Annotated in this window: 14 protein-coding genes; 6 read left to right on the top strand and 8 right to left on the bottom strand. The window is 71.6% G+C overall.

Going from position 1 to position 17,707, the window contains the following annotated elements:
* Window positions 1–7: 7 nt before the first annotated feature.
* From AC1DXT_RS09470 to AC1DXT_RS09490, 5 genes are read left to right on the top strand one after another with little or no spacing between them, the layout of a single operon-like run.
* Window positions 8–907 carry a phytoene/squalene synthase family protein gene (locus AC1DXT_RS09470; protein ID WP_477061102.1) on the top strand — a complete coding sequence of 300 codons (900 nt, stop codon included), beginning with the start codon at window positions 8–10 and terminating at the stop codon, window positions 905–907.
* Window positions 904–2,550, top strand: a complete 1,647-nt coding sequence (gene crtI, locus AC1DXT_RS09475; RefSeq protein WP_477061103.1) for a phytoene desaturase family protein — start codon at window positions 904–906, stop codon at window positions 2,548–2,550. Before AC1DXT_RS09470 ends, crtI begins: the two co-directional genes overlap by 4 nt.
* Window positions 2,547–2,900 carry a lycopene cyclase domain-containing protein gene (locus AC1DXT_RS09480; protein ID WP_477061104.1) on the top strand — a complete coding sequence of 118 codons (354 nt, stop codon included), beginning with the start codon at window positions 2,547–2,549 and terminating at the stop codon, window positions 2,898–2,900. The genes crtI and AC1DXT_RS09480 overlap by 4 nt, the downstream gene beginning before the upstream one ends.
* A complete protein-coding gene (locus tag AC1DXT_RS09485; protein ID WP_477061105.1) occupies window positions 2,897–3,202 on the top strand; it encodes a lycopene cyclase domain-containing protein in 306 nt (101 codons plus the stop codon). The genes AC1DXT_RS09480 and AC1DXT_RS09485 overlap by 4 nt, the downstream gene beginning before the upstream one ends.
* Complete coding sequence (locus AC1DXT_RS09490; RefSeq protein WP_477061106.1) at window positions 3,199–4,071, top strand: prenyltransferase; 873 nt, start codon at window positions 3,199–3,201, stop codon at window positions 4,069–4,071. Before AC1DXT_RS09485 ends, AC1DXT_RS09490 begins: the two co-directional genes overlap by 4 nt.
* On the opposite strand, the gene AC1DXT_RS09495 is transcribed toward AC1DXT_RS09490, so the two are convergent.
* A complete protein-coding gene (locus AC1DXT_RS09495; protein ID WP_477061107.1) occupies window positions 4,052–4,912 on the bottom strand; it encodes a hypothetical protein in 861 nt (286 codons plus the stop codon). The two genes, AC1DXT_RS09490 and AC1DXT_RS09495, sit on opposite strands and share 20 nt — an antisense overlap.
* 41 nt (window positions 4,913–4,953) lie before the next feature.
* Here AC1DXT_RS09495 and AC1DXT_RS09500 point away from each other — a divergent pair, with 41 nt between their 5' ends.
* Window positions 4,954–6,042, top strand: a complete 1,089-nt coding sequence (locus tag AC1DXT_RS09500) for a hypothetical protein (RefSeq protein ID WP_477061108.1) — start codon at window positions 4,954–4,956, stop codon at window positions 6,040–6,042.
* On the opposite strand, the gene AC1DXT_RS09505 is transcribed toward AC1DXT_RS09500, so the two are convergent.
* The 7 genes from AC1DXT_RS09505 to AC1DXT_RS09535 all read right to left on the bottom strand — a co-directional run bounded on the left by AC1DXT_RS09505 (window position 6,039) and on the right by AC1DXT_RS09535 (window position 17,653).
* The gene (locus AC1DXT_RS09505; RefSeq protein WP_477061109.1) at window positions 6,039–6,905 is read right to left on the bottom strand and encodes a hypothetical protein; all 867 of its coding nucleotides are present in this window, start codon (window positions 6,903–6,905) and stop codon (window positions 6,039–6,041) included. The genes AC1DXT_RS09500 and AC1DXT_RS09505 overlap by 4 nt on opposite strands.
* On the bottom strand, window positions 6,902–7,366 hold the full coding sequence (locus AC1DXT_RS09510) for a hypothetical protein (RefSeq protein WP_477061110.1): 465 nt from the start codon (window positions 7,364–7,366) through the stop codon (window positions 6,902–6,904). Before AC1DXT_RS09510 ends, AC1DXT_RS09505 begins: the two co-directional genes overlap by 4 nt.
* A gap of 51 nt (window positions 7,367–7,417) precedes the next feature.
* Complete coding sequence (locus AC1DXT_RS09515) at window positions 7,418–9,115, bottom strand: ABC transporter ATP-binding protein (RefSeq protein ID WP_477061111.1); 1,698 nt, start codon at window positions 9,113–9,115, stop codon at window positions 7,418–7,420.
* Window positions 9,112–10,221 carry an ABC transporter permease gene (locus AC1DXT_RS09520; protein WP_477061112.1) on the bottom strand — a complete coding sequence of 370 codons (1,110 nt, stop codon included), beginning with the start codon at window positions 10,219–10,221 and terminating at the stop codon, window positions 9,112–9,114. The genes AC1DXT_RS09515 and AC1DXT_RS09520 overlap by 4 nt, the downstream gene beginning before the upstream one ends.
* A gap of 1 nt (window position 10,222) precedes the next feature.
* Window positions 10,223–11,314 (bottom strand): ABC transporter permease, encoded by a 1,092-nt coding sequence (locus AC1DXT_RS09525; RefSeq protein ID WP_477061628.1) that lies wholly within the window; start codon window positions 11,312–11,314, stop codon window positions 10,223–10,225.
* A 101-nt stretch (window positions 11,315–11,415) separates the two neighbouring features.
* Entirely contained in the window at window positions 11,416–13,065 is a 1,650-nt protein-coding gene (locus AC1DXT_RS09530; protein WP_477061113.1) for an ABC transporter substrate-binding protein, read from the bottom strand.
* A gap of 211 nt (window positions 13,066–13,276) precedes the next feature.
* Complete coding sequence (locus AC1DXT_RS09535; protein ID WP_477061114.1) at window positions 13,277–17,653, bottom strand: OmpL47-type beta-barrel domain-containing protein; 4,377 nt, start codon at window positions 17,651–17,653, stop codon at window positions 13,277–13,279.
* Window positions 17,654–17,707 lie beyond the last annotated feature (54 nt).

The following is a 17,707-nucleotide window of genomic DNA, read 5'->3' on the forward strand; positions in this document are numbered from 1 at the left end:
GGAGCGGATGTCGGACGTGCGATCGGCCCGTGACCGGGCGCTCCGGCTGTACGACGCCACAGCCGCGCGCACGAGCGCCGGTGTGCTGGCCGCGTACTCCACGTCGTTTGGGCTGGGCACCCGGCTGCTAGGGCGGCGAGCGCAGCAGGACATCCGCGCGGTGTACGCGCTGGTCCGGCTGGCCGACGAGGTGGTGGACACCTACCGGGGCGACGACGCAGGTGCGGAGCTGGACGAGCTGGAGGAGCAGACCGCACGTGCCCTGCGCACGGGATACTCCACCAACCTGGTCGTGCACGCGTTCGCGCGGACGGCCCGGCGCGTGGGGATCACCGCCGCGGAGACGCAGCCGTTCTTCGCCTCGATGCGGGCGGACCTCACGGTGCACGAGCACGACCGCACCAGCTTCGAGGAGTACGTGTACGGGTCGGCCGAGGTGGTGGGCCTGATGTGCGTGCGCGCGTTCCTCAACGAGGACCGGCGCCCGGACGAGCCGGTGCGTGAGCCCGACGAGCCGCAGGTGGCCGGAGCGCGCGCGCTGGGCGCGGCGTTCCAGAAGATCAACTTCCTGCGCGACCTCGGCGACGACACCGAGGAGCTGGGGCGCTCCTACTTCCCGGGGACCACCCCGGGGCAGCTCGACCAGGCGCAGCTGGACGCGATCCTCGCGGAGATCTCCGCGGACGTGGCCGTCGCCCGGGCTGCGGTGCCGACCCTGCCGCGACGGGCGCGCTACGCGGTGGGCGCGACGCTGGCTCTGTACCAGCGCCTGCTCGACGAGATCGCGACGCGGCCTCCCGAGTCGTTGCTCACCGAGCGGGTGCGTCTGCCCACGCCGGTCAAGCTGCTGGTCGTCGGCGAGTCCGTGCTGGCGGAGGCGCGCTCGGGTCGCGAGGTCGGCGCATGAGCGGACCTCGTCCGGGGCGGGTCGTCGTCATCGGCGGCGGCATCGCGGGCCTCACCACAGCCGCGCTGCTCGCCCGCGGTGGCGCGCTGGTGACGCTGCTGGAACGGCACGACCAGCTGGGTGGCCGCACCGGGACCGTGTCGATCGACGGGTTCCGGTTCGACACCGGACCGTCCTGGTACTTCATGCCCGAGGTGTTCGAGCACGCGTTCGCGCTCCTGGGCCAGCGGATCGAGGACCACGTCGACCTCGAGCGGCTGGACCCGGCGTACCGCCTGTTCCCGGAGCCGCTCGACGGAGGACCCGCGGAGCCGTTCGACGTGGTCGGCGACCCGGAGGCCAACTGGGCGACGTTCGAGGCGCGGGAGCCGGGTGCCGGCGAGGCGATCCGGCGGTACACCGAGGCCTCGACGCAGGCGTACCGGACCGCCCTCGACGCGTTCCTGTACACCACCTTCGCGCGACCGGACCGGCTCCTCACCGCGGAGATCGTGCGGCAGTCCGGCACGCTGGCCGGCCTGCTGACGGGCACGCTCGCGGACAAGGTCGCCTCGACGGTGACCGATCCGGTGCTCCGGCAGGTGCTCGGGTACCACGCGGTGTTCCTCGGGTCGTCGCCGTACCGCGTCCCCGCGCTCTACTCGCTGATGAGCCACCTCGACCTGGTCGACGGCGTACGTTTCCCGCGTGGGGGGATGTACACGGTGATCGAGGCGCTCGAGCGGATCGCCCGCAAGGAGGGTGTCGAGATCCGCACCGAGGCCGACGTGGCCTCGATCGAGATCGAGGACGCCCGCCCCTCGCTGGCGCACCCGCGCAGGTCCGGGTCGGCCCGCGGGGTGCGGCTCGCGGACGGTTCGGTGATCCCGGCCGACGTCGTGGTGTCCGCCGCGGACCGGCACCACACCGAGACCGCCCTGCTGGGCGAGCACCGCGACCTGCCCGCGCCCTGGTGGGAGGACCGCGGGCCGGGTATCTCGGCGCTGCTGATCATGGCCGGCGTGCGCGGCGAGCTGCCGGAGCTGGCCCACCACTCGCTGTTCTTCACGCGCGACTGGCCGGGCAACTTCGAGGACATCCTCGGCACCGGCCGCGCCACCCCGGCGGACGGCCTGCGGGTGCCCGAGGCGGCGTCGATGTACGTCTCGCGGACCACCGCGAGCGACCCGACCGCAGCGCCTCCGGGCCACGAGAACCTGTTCGTGCTGGTCCCGTTCCCTGCCGACCCGTCGCTCGGCGGGGACACCCTCGAGCAGCACGCGGACCGGTTCCTCGACCAGGTCGGCTCCTGGGCGGGCGTTCCCGGCCTGCGCGACCGGGTGGTCACACGCCGCGTCGTCGGCCCCGCCGACTTCGCCCGCGACTTCTCCGCCTGGCGCGGGAGTGCCCTGGGCATGGAGCACACCCTGCGGCAGAGCGCGATGTTCCGGCCGGGCGACGTGTCCTCGCGCGTCCCCAACGTGCTGCACGTGGGAGGTGGCACGATCCCGGGTGTGGGACTGCCGATGTGCCTGATCAGCGCCGAGCTGGTGGTCAAGCGGATGCTGGGCGAGACCTCGTCGCACCCGCTGCCCGCCCCGCTGCGTCCGGGCTACCTGGCCGCGGCGCGGCCCCGTGGGGTCTGGAGCGAGTCGGTCGGATGAGGTTCGCGTACCTCGGCGCCCTGCTGCTCTCCCTCGGCGGGCTCGCCCTGCTGGACCGTCGGTTCCGGCTCGCGTTCTGGGCGGACGCCCGCCGCGCGGCGCTGACCGTCGGGATCGGGGTCGTCGGCTTCCTGCTGTGGGACGGCCTCGGGCTGGTGCTCGGCATCTTCGCGCGCGGCGACTCGCCGCACATGACCGGCCTGCTGCTGGCCCCCGAGCTGCCGGTGGAGGAGGCGTTCTTCCTCGCGCTGCTCTGCTACACGGCCCTTCTCGCCTGGCGCTGGTTCGACCAGAGCGCCGTTCAGCGCGAGGCCGGGCGCCGGGTGCTCGACGAGGGTGAGGCGCCATGACGAACATCGTGCTGAACGTCCTCGTGCTCGCGGTGCTCGGTGCCGTCTCCTGGCGGGTGCTGCGCGGGATGCGCGGCATGCCGCTGGTGTGGACCGTCGTGCACCTGTGCGTGCTCACCGCCGTCTTCGACACGATCATGATCGACGTCGGCCTCTACGTGTTCGACCCCGACAAGATTCTCGGCCGGTACATCGGGGGCGCTCCCCTGGAGGACTTCGCGTACGCGATCGCCGCGGGCGTCGGCATGCCGGTGCTCTGGGTGGCGCTCGGCAGGCGGAAGACCCGTCAGGACCCCGCGTGAGGGAGGTCCTCGCGGCGTCCCGGCCGTTCTCCTGGATCAACACCGCCTACCCGTTCGCCGCCGGGTACCTGCTGGCCACGGGCGGGCGGATCGACGCGACGTTCGTCATCGGCACCCTGTTCTTCCTCGGCCCCTACAACCTGCTGATGTACGGGATCAACGACGTGTTCGACTACGCCTCCGACCTGCGCAACCCCCGCAAGGGCGGGATCGAGGGCGGTCTCGTGGAGCCGGCCCGGGCGCGGGAGGTGCACCGCCGGATCCTGTGGGCGTGCGTCGTCGCGACCGTGCCGTTCGTCGTCTACCTGCTGGTGGTCGGTGACCTGGCCGCCAACCTCACGCTCGCGCTCGTCCTGTTCCTCGTGGTCGCGTACTCCGCGCCCGTGCTCCGGTTCAAGGAGCGGCCGGGGCTGGACTCGCTGACGTCCGCGATGCACTTCGTCGGCCCGCTTCTGTACGCCCTGGTCCTCGTGGACGCGGACCTGGGCGCGCGCACGGTCTGGCCGGTGCTCGTCGCGTTCGTCCTGTGGGGCATGGCGTCGCACGCGTTCGGGGCGGTGCAGGACGTGCGGGCGGACCGCGAGGGCGGGATCGCGTCGGTGGCCACCGCGCTCGGGGCGCACCCGACGGTCGTCGCGGCGACGGTGCTCTACGTGCTGGCGGCGGCCGTGCTGCTGGTCGTCCCGTGGCCGGGCACGCTGGCCGCGGTGCTGCCCGTGCCGTACGCGATCAGCACCGCGCAGTTCTGGTCCGTGCGCGACGACGACTGCGAACGCGCCAACGCCGGCTGGCGGCGGTTCCTCTGGCTCAACCTGGTGACCGGGTTCCTGGTGACGATGCTGCTGATCGTCATCGCCCGGACGGGCTGACGGGGACGACGTCCGGCGGGCGGTACCGGGTGACCAGCTCGCGCGTCCCGAGGACCGTCAGGACCCAGAGCACGACCACGAGGGCGGTCTCGGCGACCGGGGTGACTGTCCACGGGAGCAGGTCCGAGAAGCTCGGCTCCGGCACGCCGCCCGCCAGCGCGACGGAGGCACGGGCACCCGCACCCGTCTGCCACCAGACCCAGCTGAGCCCCGCGGCCGGCAGGACGTAGGCCGTCGCGCGGGCGGGGGCCGGTCGCCGAGCCAGGAGCACGGCCGCGCCGACGACGAGGACCAGTGCGAGGGACGCCGTCCGCGCGGCCGCGACCCCCGCGGTGACGATGTCGCCGGACAGCGCCGCACCGAAGCCCGTGATCCGAGGGCCGGGCGGCAACCAGAGGGGCGCGGTCAGGCCTATCGCGACGACGGTGAGCACGCGGACCGGGGACTCGTCGCCGACGACGGTGACCGTGCCCGTCACGGCCAGCGTCCAGAGCACGAGGACGAGAACGGGGAGCAGGACGTCGGACTCCGGCGAGCCCGTGACCACGACCGAGGAGAGCGGGGCGTACGCGAACCAGCCGATCGTGCTCAGCGGCTGCCACCACCACACCCAGCCGAGCACGAGCGCCGGGATCGCGAACCAGACGGCGCGGCGAGCGGCCAGGTCCCGTCGTCGGACCACCAGAGCAGTCACGACGACGACCGCGAGGAGGCCGGCGCCCACGACGCCGGTACGGGGCCACGGAGTCGAGCGGGAAGGGGGCAGCGCCGTGACCAGGGCCACCACGACGCTCAGGACGACGGCCGCGAGCGCACCCGCGACGACGAGCCGGTTCCGCATGGCGCCCAGGGTAGGGGTGCCGGGTCGCTACAGTCCGCTCCATGACCGACGCGAGCACCCTCGACTGGACGGTGTTCATGGTGGTCGTGGGCCTCCGGCTGGTGGTGCCGCTGTTCATCCCGCGGTTCCCGCTGCCGGCGATCCTCGCCTCCCTGGTCATCGACGGCGTCGACAAGTCGATCTTCGCCGCGTTCACGGACTTCCCGCTCGACAACTACCAGTCGTACGACAAGGCGCTGGACATCTACTACCTGACGATCGCGTACCTGTCGGTGCTGCGGAACTGGCGCAACCCGTTCGCCGTCGGGGTGGCGGCATTCCTCTGGTACTACCGGCTGGTGGGGGTGCTCCTCTTCGAGCTCACCGACGCGCGCTGGCTGCTCATGGTCTTCCCCAACACGTTCGAGTACTTCGTGATCGCCCTCGAGGTGGTCCGCACGCGCTGGGACGCCGCCCGGCTGAGCAGGGCCGCGCTCCTGTGGACGGCGGGGCTCATCTGGGTGGTGATCAAGCTGCCGCAAGAGTGGTGGATCCACGTCGCGCAGCTGGACTTCACGGACGAGTTCGGGGAGCTGGTCACCGATCACCCGTGGGTGTGGGGAGTCCTGGCGGTCCTTGCGGTGGTGCTGGTCGTCGTCGGGCGGCGCGTGGCACGGCGGCTGCCGCCCGCGGACTGGCCGTTCACGCTGGACGCGGACGTGATCGCTGCACGCGTGGGCTGGGTCCCGAGGGGTCCGGTCGGGGTCGCGCCGACGGGTGTCGGTCACCTCGCCGAGAAGGTGGTGCTGGCTGGCCTGGTCACGCTCGTCCTGTTCGAGTCGTATCCGTTGGTGGAGGGGCGGCTCTCGGTGGTCGCGATCGTGGTCACGGGGACGGTGCTGGTGCACGCGGCGCTGGCGTTGCGGCGGCGGCGAGCCGCACTCGGGGTCGAGGTGGTGGTCAACACCGTCATCAGCGTGGTCGCGATGCTCGTGTTCGCTGCGTTCGCCACCGGGCAGCGTGGCCAGGTGTCCGTGGGCGACGTGCTGCTGTTCGCGTACGTCGTCGCCCTCGTCGTCACGCTCTACGACCGCTACACGGCCCGCCGGGAGGCGTGCGAGCTGCCGGTCGGTGCCGACGCGCGGTACTAGACGATCTCCGCAGGCGGGGGCCGGAGGCGCCCCAGCTCAGCCGTTCCGGCGACGACCAGCAACCACGCCAGCGCGACGAGGAGCGTCGACGTGAGCGGGGTCAGCAGGGCGGGCAGCAGGAAGGTGTCCGGCACCGCGACCGCCGAGAACGACGACGTGGTGACGCCGTAGGCCACCGCCAGGTGCGACTGCCAGCCGACCCAGGTCAGCGCTGCGGCGGGCAGGACGTAGGCGGTGGCCCAGACGGACGGGGGTCGGCGATCGGCGAGGACGAGGGCGCCGACGACCAGCACGAGGATCAGGGAGGCGGTGCGCACGGCACCGTGCGCGGTCGGCGCCGTCCGCACCAGGACCAGCTGCGAGGCACCCACGAACGACGCCCAGATCGGCAGGGTGAGGACCATCGTCGCCACGGCGAGGGTGCGCACCGGGATCCGGGCGCCGGCGGCACGGGCGGTCGCAAGCAGCCCGATCCCGGTCAGCGCCCAGAGGATCAGGAGCAGGACGGCGACGGCTATCCCGCTGACTCCGTGCCCGGGCGGCGTCGCCGGACCGCTCAGGTCGGAGTACGCGAACCACTCCTCTGCCGATGGCGCTGCCCACCACCAGCTCGTGAGCGTCAGGGCAGGGATGACGTAGAGCAGGCTGAGGCGGGCGGACGACGCCCGGCGCCACACCACGGCCGAGGACGTGGCGACGACCAGCCACAGGCTCACCGTCCGACCGGCATCCTGCTGGATGATCCCGGCGCCCGCGAAGCCCATGACGGTCGCGATGCCCATGGCCACGCCCAGCAGTCCGGCGGTGATGCCCAGGGCGCGGGCGACGCGGTCGAGTGTCGCGAGCGTGGCCAGCTCGGTCACGGGTGCGCAGCCCTCGGGTGGCGTCGCCGTCCAGCGATCCCGATCACCGCGAGGGTCGACGTGAGGATCACCAGCGCGGACAGGGCGACCGAGGCCGCGAACCAGGGGGACGTGAACGCGTGCGGGGGATCCTGCCCCGCCGAGCCGAACATCGCCACGGTGTAGCTGCCGCCGCCCTCCGTCTGCCACCAGACCCAGCTCAACGCCAGGGCCGGCACCGCGTGGAGGGCGAGGACGCGCCGACCCTTCCACAGTGTCAGCGCGGCGAGCAGCATGACGAGGACCAGCGACGTCAGACGGACGAGTGCGACCCCTGGTGGAGCCGCCGCCGCGACCATGAAGACGCCGTCGGAGGTGGTCACGTGGTCCGGCGGCGACCACAGCGGGATCGTCACGAGGGCCGCCAGCGCCGCCAGCACACGCACGAGGCGCGAGCGAACCTGCTGGTCAGCGGAAGGCACCCCGCCACGCTAGGAGCCGCCCGCTCCACCCGCCGGGAACCGGTCCGACGTTCACCCGTGCGCGCGCAGGTTCCTCCACGTCTCGCGGCGGGCGGCCTGCTCGACCGGGTCCGGCACGGGCAGCGACGCGAGCAGCCGCTGGGTGTACGGGTGCTTGGGTGCGCCGAGCACCTCGTCGCCCGTGCCCTCCTCGACCAGCACGCCGCGGTGCAGGACGGCGATGCGGTGGGCCAGCAGGTCGACGACGGCCAGGTCGTGGCTGATGAACAGGCACGCGAAGCCCAGCTCGGCCTGCAGGCGGGCGAACAGGTCGAGCACGCGCGCCTGCACCGACACGTCGAGCGCGCTGGTCGGCTCGTCGGCGATGAGCAGCTCGGGGCCGAGGATGAGCGCCCGGGCCAGGCTGGCGCGCTGGCGCTGGCCACCCGACAGCTCGTGCGGGAACCGGTCGCCGAACGCCTTCGGCAGCTGGACTGCCTCCAACAGCTCGTCGACCTTCGGCCGGGCCTCCTGCGGGTTCGGCGCCAGCCCGTGCACCACCATCGGCTCGGCGACGCACTGCGCGATCGTCAGGAGCGGGTTGAAGCTCGTCGCCGGGTCCTGGAAGACGAACCCGATGCGCTTGCGGACCGGGCGGAACGTCTTCTCCTTGACGCGGAGCATCTCGACGCCGTGGACCTTCAGGGACCCGTCGCTGATGGGCGTGAGGCCGGCGATCGCGCGCCCGATAGTGGTCTTGCCGCTCCCCGACTCTCCGACCAGCCCGAGCACCTCGCCCGGCCGGATGACCAGGTCGACGCCGTCGACCGCGGTGAAGTCGGGCTGGCGAAGCCGACCGGGGTAGACGATGCGCAGGTCGGTGGCCTCGACGACGGGCGTCGCCGACTCGTCGACCGCCATGGCCTCGAGCTCGTCGCCCACCCGCACGCGGTCGCGCAGCCGACGGCCGCCGACCCGCGGCACGGCGTCGAGCAGGCGCCGGGTGTACGGGTGCTGGGGTGCCGAGAACAGGGTGTGGACGTCCGCCTGCTCGACGATCTCGCCGTTGTACATGACCGCCACGCGGTCGGCGAGGTCCGCGACGACGCCCATGTTGTGCGTGATCAGCACGATGGCGGAGCCGAACTCCTGCGGAAGCCGGCGCAGCAGGTCGAGGATCTCCGCCTGCACGGTCACGTCGAGGGCGGTGGTCGGCTCGTCCGCGATGATCAGGCCCGGGTCGAGCACCAGCGCCTGCGCGATGACGATGCGCTGCTTCTGACCGCCGGAGAACTGGTGCGGGTAGTGGTCGACGCGGTGCTCCGGGTCCGGGATGCCGACGAGCCGCAGCACCTCGATGGCCTGCGCGCGGGCGTCCTTGTCGGACAGCTTGCGGTGCGCCCGGAGGCCCTCCGCGATCTGCCAGCCCACCGGGAACACCGGGTTGAGGGCGGTCGACGGCTCCTGGAACACCATCGCTGCGTCCCGCCCCCGCACGTCCCGCAGGTCGTTGCCGCGCAGCGTGACGATGTCGTGGGTGGCCGACCCGTCCTTGCGGGTGAGCAGCACGGCGCCGCTGGTCAGCGCGGTCTCCGGCAGCAGGCCCAGGATCGAGCGGGCGGTCACGGTCTTGCCCGAGCCGGACTCGCCCACGATCGCGAGCACCTCGCCCGAGGCGACCTGCAGCGTGACGCCCTCGACCGCGCGGACGGTGCCCGAGTCGGTGGCGAACGAGACCCGCAGGTCGGTGATGTCGACGACGTTGGTCATGAGCGGGGTCCTTCGTCGTCGTCGAACAGGTCGGACGGTCCCTCGAGCTCGTCGATGCTCTCGACGCCGGGGACGCGGTCGGTGGCGACCCCGCCGGGCACGGCGGTGACCGGGCTCAGGGCCGCGGCCTTCGCGGCGCGGCGCGTGCGCAGGCGCGGGTCCGCGAGGTCGTTGAGCGACTCGCCGACCAGGGTCGCGCCGAGCACGGTGAGCACGATCGCCAGGCCGGGCGGCACGGCGGTCCACCAGATGCCGCTGGTCACGTCGGAGAGCGAGCGCGACAGGTCGTAGCCCCAGTCCCCGGCCTTCGTCGGCTCGATGCCGAACCCGAGGAACCCGAGCCCGGCGAGCGTGAGGACGGCCTCGGAGCAGTTGAGCGTGAGGATCAGCGGGAGCGTCCGCGTCGAGTTGCGCAGGACGTGCCGGCCCATGATCCGCACGGGGCCCGAGCCGATCACCCGGGCCGACTCGACGAACGCCTCGGCCTTGACCCGGACCACCTCGGCACGGATCACGCGGAAGTACTGCGGGATCATCACGACGGACAGCGAGATGGCGGCCGCCATGACCCCGCCCCACATCGACGACTGCCCGCCGCTGATGACGATGGCCACCACGATGGCGAGCAGCAGGGACGGGAACGCGAAGAGCGCGTCCGCGATCACGACGAGCACGCGGTCGACCCAGCCGCCGAAGTACCCGGACACCAGGCCGACGATGACGCCGATGAAGATCGAGAGCACCACGGCGGCCACGATGACGAGGAACGCCGGGCGAGCACCCCAGATGGTGCGCGAGAGCACGTCGTAGCCGCCCACGGTGGTTCCGAGCCAGTGCTCGGCGGACGGCGGCTGCTGGGCGCCGAAGTTCACGTCGCCCGAGCTCAGCTGCGCGTAGCCGTAGGGGGCCAGCAGCGGAGCGAACGCGGCGACGACGAGGAAGACCAGCGTCAGGACGATGCCGACGAGCAGCATGGTGCGCTGCAGGCCGACGCTGGTGCGGACCTGGTGCACCACCGGCAGCCGCTTCCAGAGCGACGTGTGCTCGGGCGTCGGCGGGGTCGCGTGGGCGACGACGAGGCCGGTCTCGGGGATGAGGTCGGTCATGTCAGTACCTGATTCTCGGGTCGACGAGCGCGGCGATGACGTCGACGACGAAGTTCGTCAGCGCCACCACCACGGCGAGCAGCACGACGATGCCCTGGACGGCCACGAAGTCGCGCGCGAGCAGGTACTGGACCAGCTGGAAGCCGAGGCCCTTCCACTCGAAGGTCTTCTCGGTGAGCACGGCGCCGCTGAGCAGCAGCGCCACCTGCAGGCCGATGACGGTGATGATCGGCACCAGCGCGGGGCGCCAGGCGTGCTGGCGCAGCAGGCGGCGCTCGTTGACGCCGCGCGACCGGGCCGCCTCGACGTAGCCGGTGTTGAGGGTGCCGATGACGTTGGTGCGGACCAGCCGCAGGAAGATGCCGCCGGTCAGCAGGCCGAGGGCGAGCGCCGGCAGGATCGCGTGCTCGAGCACGTCGAGGACGGCCGCGGGGTTGCCCGTGCTGATCGCGTCGATGAGGTAGATCCCCGTGCCCGCGCCGTTGCGCTGGAGCTCGATCTGCGTGTCGGTGGACGCGCGGCCCGCGACCGGGAGCCAGCCGAGCCAGACCGAGAAGACGAGCTTGAGCAGGATGCCGGCGAAGAACACCGGCGTCGCGTAGGCGAGGATCCCGGAGATGCGCAGCGAGGCGTCCACGCCCTTGTCGCGGCGGGCCGCGGCGATGCGACCCAGCGGGATGCCGACCACGAGCGCGACGAGCATCGCGTAGAACGCCAGCTCGAGCGTCGCCGCGCCGTACGTGAGGACGATCTCCGTGACCGGTCGGTTGTCGGAGATCGAGGTGCCGAAGTCGCCGCGGAACACCCGGCCCAGGTACTCGAGGTACTGGACGAAGATCGGCCGGTCGTAGCCGGCGGCCTCGATGCGCTCGGCCAGCTGGTCCGCGGTGAGGCGACCGCCGAGCGAGGCGGTGATCGGGTCGCCCGTCGCCCGCATGAGGACGAAGACGGTGGTCACCAGGATGAAGATCGTGGGGAAGATCAGCAGGAACCGGACCAGCAGGTAGCTGCCGAGCTTGCCGCCCGGTCGCCTGCGCTGAGGCGCCCGCGCGTCCGGCGCCGGCGCGACGCCCGAGGGGGCGTCGGTGGTCATGGAGGTCATGGGTTCCTTGCCTGTTGCGGTCGGACGAGCCGGACGGCCCCGCCCCCGAGTCTGCTCGGAGGCGGGACCGTCGGCATGCGGTGCTGCTGCGGTCAGCTCGTGGCGAGCGCGCCGTAGCGGAACTTGAAGGACGCGTCGAGCGTGTCCTCGGTGCCGGTCACGTCCGTACCCACGACCGCCACCTGGGCGCCCTGAAGATACGGGACGGTGGACAGGTCCTGCGCCACGGCGTCCTGGATGCCCTCGATGAGCGCGGTGCGGGCGTCGGCGTCGGCCGTCGTCGCCTGCTCCAGGATCATGTCGTTGACCTCCTGGTTGACGTAGTGGTTGCTCAGGAAGTTCTCCGTGAGGAAGAACGGCGTGAGGTAGTTGTCGGCGTCCGAGTAGTCCGGGAACCAGCCGAGCTGGTACGCGGGGTAGACGTCGGCGGTGCGGTCCTTCGCGTACTGCACCCACTCGGTGGTCTGCAGGTCGACCGTGAAGAGGCCGTCCTTCTCCAGCTGCTCCTTGATCAGGGCGTACTCGTCGGCCGACGACGGGCCGTAGTGGTCGTTCGAGTACTGCAGGCTGAGCGTGACCGGCGTGGTGACACCGGCGTCCTCGAGGGCGGCCTTCGCCTTGTCGGCGTCAGGTCCGCCGTCGCCGTCGCCGTACAGACCCTTCAGCGACTCGGTGGCACCGGTGAGGCCGTCCGGGACGTAGGAGTACAGGGGCGTGTAGGTGCCCTTGTAGACCTGCTCCGACAGCGGGGCCCGGTCGATCAGGTCCGCCACCGCCTGACGGACGGCGAGTGCCTTGGCCGGGTCGGCCTCGGGCGTCTTGGCGCCGAACGGCTGCGTGTCGAAGTTGAACGTGATGTAGCGGATCTCCCCGCCCGGGCCGTCGATGACCTTGACGTTGTCGTTGGTCGACAGGTCCTCGATGTCCGTCGCCGAGAGGCTCCGGAACGCCACGTCGATGTTGCCCTCCTGGATGTCCAGCTTGAGGTTCGACGAGTCGGCGTAGTACTTGACGTTGACCTCGGGGGTCTTCGCGGCCGGGAGCACGCCCATGTAGTCCTTGTACGCCTCGTACGAGATGAGCTCGTTGAAGGAGTAGCTGGTGATCGTGTACTGGCCGGCGAACGCGTTGCCGTCGACGATCTCGGTGTCCGGCGTCAGCGCGTCGGCCGCGAAGACCTCTTCGTCGACGATCGGACCGGCAGGGCTGGACAGGATCTGCGGGAAGATCTGGTCGTTCTCCGACTTCAGGTGGAAGACCACCGTGGTGTCGTCGACCGCCTCCGTGCTGTCCAGGTTGTAGAGCAGCGAGGACGGGCCGTTCTCGTCCGCGATCGCCACCTGGCGGTCGAACGTGAACTTGACGTCCGACGCGGTGAGGTCGTGGCCGTTGGCCCACTTCAGGTCCGGCTTGAGCACGACGGTGTACTCGGTGGGGGCCGTGAACTCCGCGGAGACGGCGATGTCCGGCTCGACGTCCGGGCTGCCGTACGGGGTGTTCATGAGGAACGGGAAGACCTGGTTCATGACGGCGAACGAGCCGTTGTCGTACGAGCCCGCGGGGTCGAGCGTGGTGACCTTGTCGGTGGTTCCGATGGTCAGTGCACCTCCGGCGGAGGTGCTCCCGCCGTCGGCGCCGCCGTCGTCGTCGCTGCCCGAGCAGGCGGTGAGCACGAGGGCGGTCGCTGCGAGACCTGCGGTCGCCGCGAGGACGCGGCGGCGTGATGGTGCGAGGGAGGTCATGCGCTACCTCTTCTGTCAGAGCCGCGGGCGCGCAGGGGCGCACCCGCCGGCTGGGTTCTCAGTGGGCTATGGGTAGCACACCGATGTGTCCGGCATGTCGAGGGTCTTACCGATAGGTAACATCCACATCTCGGGATGATCACGATCAGCATGCGCAACGGAGCGGGGTGCGTGCACGGTCGCCCGCGCGCGCACCCCGCTGGTTGGCCCGTCACGGAAGGACGATCAGCAGCCTCCGGTCCGCCGAGGCCTGGACGGTGGTCGATCCCGCGTACCGGGTGTCGACGACGTAGAGCCCGACGGGTAGCCGCGGCAGCCGCAGCGTGGCCGTTGCGGTCCTCTGCGTTCCGGGCGTCAGGGCCCCGGTGACCTGTGCGACCACCGGTCCGTCGCCGTGCAGCCGCACGCCGCGCACCGTGGTGGTCACGTCACCCGTCGGGGCTGCACCCTGGGCGGCCCGGACCGTGGCGGTCACGGTGGCCTGCGACGCGCGGCGGACCGGGCGGGGCTCGATCGAGACCGAGGTGGTCGACCGGACGGCGGTGGCGGCAGGAACCTGCGTGCTCGTCGTCACGCCGAGGTTCCCGACGCGGTCGACGGCCCGGTGCTCGACTGCCGTGGCCTCGGCGCCGACCTGGACGGGACCGGCGTAGGTCGTCCAGGCGCCGCTGCCGATCCGGTACTCGAGGTGGTCCACCCCGGAGCCCTCGTCGGCACCCGTGAGCGTGACCCGTCGCTGGGCGTCCACGCTCGCCGACGACGTCGGGCCGATCGCATCGAGGGCGAACGTCACCGACCGGACCGCCGAGACGTTGCCGGCCGCGTCCGTCGCGCGGACGGCGACGGTGTGCTCGCCGTGCCCGGTGACCTGTACGGAGGCGGTCGGCGTCCACGCACCGCCGTCGACCGACATCTCGAGCGAGACGCCGGCCCGGTCGTCCGAGGCGGTGGCCACCACGGTCGCCGGTGCCGCGCGCCAGTCGCCCACGGGGTCGGGGGAGACGAGGAGCGAGTCGACCGTCGGGGCCGTCGTGTCCGCCGGCACCGTGTGCAGGGTCAGGAACGTGACCGAGTAGGGCGGCAGGTCATACGTGAACGAGGACGACAGCCCGCCGATCTCCCGCGTGACCGGCTCGACCGTGCGGGGTGCCGTCTTGGTGTTGGTCGCGCCCGGCGGCGCGACGATCTCCGTGACCGAGCCCGTCGGGGCGATCTCCACGTCGGAGACCTCGACCTGCGTGCGCTGCGTGACGGCCGAGACGTTGACGACCTTGGCGACGATGTCACCGCTGTCCTCGTCGCGCGTGACCACCTGGAAGACGTCCGCCGCGGGGGCGGGGTCGTCGTAGGACATCTGCAGCACCCCGTCGAGGTACAGCTCGATGTGCCGGTCCTGGACCACGATCTTGATCCGGTACGTCTGGTCGGTCGCGATGCTGTGGCCCTCGACCGCCTTCACCTCACCGGCACCGCCCCCGTCGGCCTTCTGCAGAGCCTGGCGCGAGTTGTTCCAGCCGCCCAGGTTCCACCAGAAGTAGTCGCTGGGACCGCCCGCGGCGAACCCGACGAGGAAGCCCTCGGCACCCGCGGTCTTGCGGGCGTCGAGCTCGAGCGTGTAGCTGCTCCAGTCCTGCTCGTAGGCGCCCGTCGGGATGCTCCGGGCGTCGGTGGTCGTCGTGCTCGACTGCACGTACTCGCCGCCCACCACCGACCAGTCGCCCGTCTGCGGCGACCACGCGGACGCGTCCGTGAACGTGTCCTCGAACAGCACGGCGCCGCCGTCGTTCTCGGTCACGCGCACGTTGTCGTAGGCCGCCGACGTGTTCCAGGTGGACAGGAACACTCCGCCGTCGAGCGGCTGCGGCTCGACCGACGGGGTGGTCAGCGTGCTCGGCACCACCTGGTCGCCGACGTTGTTCGAGAACAGGTGCTGGACCCAGTAGTTGGCGCTGGACCAGGACTCGTCGTTGTCGAACCAGATGGCGTCCGGAGACCACTGCACGTACGACTCGTTGGCCAGCAGCGGCGCGTAGGACGCCAGCTCCACCAGGTCGCCGTTGCGCTCCAGCCCCGTCATGTACGCGGCCTCGGACAGGCCGTTCCACCAGGTGTTCCCGCGGGAGGCGTACTCGCCGAGGAACACGTGCGGGCCCTCGCGGTCGTAGGAGTCGTAGCGCTCCGCGTTGGCCAGGAACCAGCTCGGGTCGTTGTAGTAGTGCTCGTCGACCAGGTCCACGTCCTGCTCACGGGCGAAGTCCCAGAGGGTGTCGAAGCGGGCGCCGGTGTCGTCCGGACCGGAGTTGGAGATGATCTTGACGTCCGGGTAGGCGGCCGCGATCGCATCCCGGAACGCCGGGAAGTTGGCCTCGAACGTGGTGGTGTTCTCCTCGTTGCCGAGCCCGATGTACGGCAGCTCGAACGGCTCGGGGTGACCGAGGGCGGCACGCTTCGCGCCCCAGGTGGTGGACACGTCACCGGTCGCGAACTCGATGAGGTCGAGCGTGTCCTGCACCCACCGGGCGATCTGCGTCGGGTCGGTCATCTCGGGGATGGTGCTCCCGCAGCCGTTGGCGCCGACCGACAGCACGGGCAGCGGGACGGCCCCGAGGTCCTCGGCCAGCTCCATGTACTCGAGGTAGCCGATGCCGTAGGACTGGTTGTAGCCCCAGAAGTTCCAGTTGGTGGCGCGCTCCTCGACCGGCCCGATGGTCTCCTTCCACTGGTACGTGCGGCGCCGGTCGGTGTACCCGGACTCCTCGTACGTGCGGAACGTGCCGACGTTGGTGACGCAGCCGCCGGGGAAGCGCAGGAAGGACGGGTCGAGCGCGGCGATCTTCTCCGCGAGGTCCTTGCGCAGCACGGACGTGCCGTTCACCGGTCCGACCCACGTGTCCTGCGGGAACAGGGACACCTGGTCGAGGTGGAGCGTGGAGGCCGCGCCGGCCAGGACGACGAACCGCCCCGCGTCGGTGGTGGCGCTCGCGGTCAGCGTGACCTCGTACTTCTTCCAGACGTCCGACCCGTCGACGTCGACGGTGCCGGACGCGACAGTCTCCGTACCGTTCTCGACGGCCAGGGTCAGCTCCTGCGACGTGGTGGTGCGGACCCAGATGCTCGCGTCGTAGGACGCCCCGTCCTTGACCGCGACCCCGGAGTTGTAGCTCGCGTTGCGGATCCCGTCGCCCGCCGCGGCCGCCACCAGCACGGCCCGGGTGCGGTTGGTCGCGTTGAGCCGGCCGTCGTCGTCGACCACGGAGACCGTGGTCCCGGCGCCGCTGCGGTCGAGGACGTCCCAGGCGGTCAGGCCGGTGAAGCTCGCGTTGTCCGACGCGGTGAACTCGAACGAGCGGTTGCGCACCAGCTCGGCGTAGAGACCGCCGTCGGCCGCGTAGTTGATGTCCTCGTAGAAGATCCCGTACAGCCGGTCGGAGATCTCCGCATCGGTCCCGTCGCCGTCGATCGCGATCGTCGTGCCCTCGGCGACCGCGAACGGCTCGAGGACGAACCCGGCGGCGTCGTCGACACTGCCCAGGACGAGGGCACCGTCGACGATCCCCACGCCCTGCGACCCGTCCGCGGTCGTGAGGTGCAGCCTGCCTCCGCCGGCCTCGGTGAGCCGCAGGGTCGTCGGGGAGTCGCCCAGCGCAAGGCGCCCGTCAGCCAGCACGGTGACGGCACGGTCTCCGACCGTGAGCGCCACACCGCCGGCCACCTCGGTCGCCTCCAGCACCAGGGGGTCGCCGGGCCGCTGCTCCGCGACGACGATCGCGTCGTCGGCTCCGGTCGTCAGGTGCGGCGCGGTCCCGGGTGCCCGCAGTGTGAACGGCCCGTCGGGCACCACGTCCTCGCCGGGGGAGGCCACCAGGGTGACGTCGTCGAACACGCCCGGGAACGTCGTGCCGTCCTGCGCACCGAGCGCGTAGAGGCCCACGTGCTCGATCGGGAACGTCACGTCGACGGAGTTCACGTCGACCCACGCGGCCGTCGGCTCGTCCCAGCGCGCGGTGGTCAGGGTGTCGCCCGTGCGGGTCAGCCGGAGGGTCTCGCCCGTCGATCCGGGGCGGTCCTCGAAGTGGTCGGCGGCGAAGATCGCCGCGGTCTCGATGTCGTTCTCGATCGCGATCCCCGACGGCGTGATCCCGCCGACGAACGTCAGGCCCGACCGCACGTAGTTGTCCAGGTCCTGGTAGGCGATGAGGCCGGCGCCCTGGAACGTCTTGGTGACGGACGCCTGCACGTCCACGGAGATCGAGAAGTCGCCGTCCGGGATGTCGAGCGTCATCACGTTGCGGGCGGAGTTGTTGCCCTGCCAGGTGTCGCCGGGCAGCGCGGTCAGCGTCAGCGCGCCGGGGTTCACCGTCAGCGACCGCGCCGTCGGCTCGTCGTTCACCGCGGTCCAGCGCGCGTTGAGCGTCGCCGAGTCGAAGGTGTCGGTCCACGCGCCGTCGGGGACGGGTGGGGCGGCGCTCGCGGGCGCGACGACGCCGGCGCCGAGCGGTACGGCGAGGGCGACGGCGAGGGCGGCTCGCAGCCCCAGGCGGCGGTGCGGACGGGTGTGGGTGCTCGGTCGCGACAGTACGACGGGCATGGCTGCCTCCCTGCGCGCACATCGTCGTGCGCCTCGCCCGGGACTCCGTCGCGC

The sequence above is a fragment of the Cellulomonas sp. P1_G12_2 genome (assembly GCF_056405535.1).

What these genes read in the sequence shown, in the direction of transcription:
- AC1DXT_RS09485 (WP_477061105.1), top strand. Translation starts at nt 2,897, where the DNA reads ATGACGAACATCGTGCTGAACGTCCTCGTGCTCGCGGTGCTCGGTGCC.
- AC1DXT_RS09500 (WP_477061108.1), top strand. Translation starts at nt 4,954, where the DNA reads ATGACCGACGCGAGCACCCTCGACTGGACGGTGTTCATGGTGGTCGTG.
- AC1DXT_RS09530 (WP_477061113.1), bottom strand. Translation starts at nt 13,065, where the DNA reads ATGACCTCCCTCGCACCATCACGCCGCCGCGTCCTCGCGGCGACCGCA.
- crtI (WP_477061103.1), top strand. Translation starts at nt 904, where the DNA reads ATGAGCGGACCTCGTCCGGGGCGGGTCGTCGTCATCGGCGGCGGCATC.
- AC1DXT_RS09480 (WP_477061104.1), top strand. Translation starts at nt 2,547, where the DNA reads ATGAGGTTCGCGTACCTCGGCGCCCTGCTGCTCTCCCTCGGCGGGCTC.
- AC1DXT_RS09515 (WP_477061111.1), bottom strand. Translation starts at nt 9,115, where the DNA reads ATGACCAACGTCGTCGACATCACCGACCTGCGGGTCTCGTTCGCCACC.
- AC1DXT_RS09495 (WP_477061107.1), bottom strand. Translation starts at nt 4,912, where the DNA reads ATGCGGAACCGGCTCGTCGTCGCGGGTGCGCTCGCGGCCGTCGTCCTG.
- AC1DXT_RS09535 (WP_477061114.1), bottom strand. Translation starts at nt 17,653, where the DNA reads ATGCCCGTCGTACTGTCGCGACCGAGCACCCACACCCGTCCGCACCGC.
- AC1DXT_RS09520 (WP_477061112.1), bottom strand. Translation starts at nt 10,221, where the DNA reads ATGACCGACCTCATCCCCGAGACCGGCCTCGTCGTCGCCCACGCGACC.
- AC1DXT_RS09470 (WP_477061102.1), top strand. Translation starts at nt 8, where the DNA reads ATGTCGGACGTGCGATCGGCCCGTGACCGGGCGCTCCGGCTGTACGAC.
- AC1DXT_RS09525 (WP_477061628.1), bottom strand. Translation starts at nt 11,314, where the DNA reads ATGACCACCGACGCCCCCTCGGGCGTCGCGCCGGCGCCGGACGCGCGG.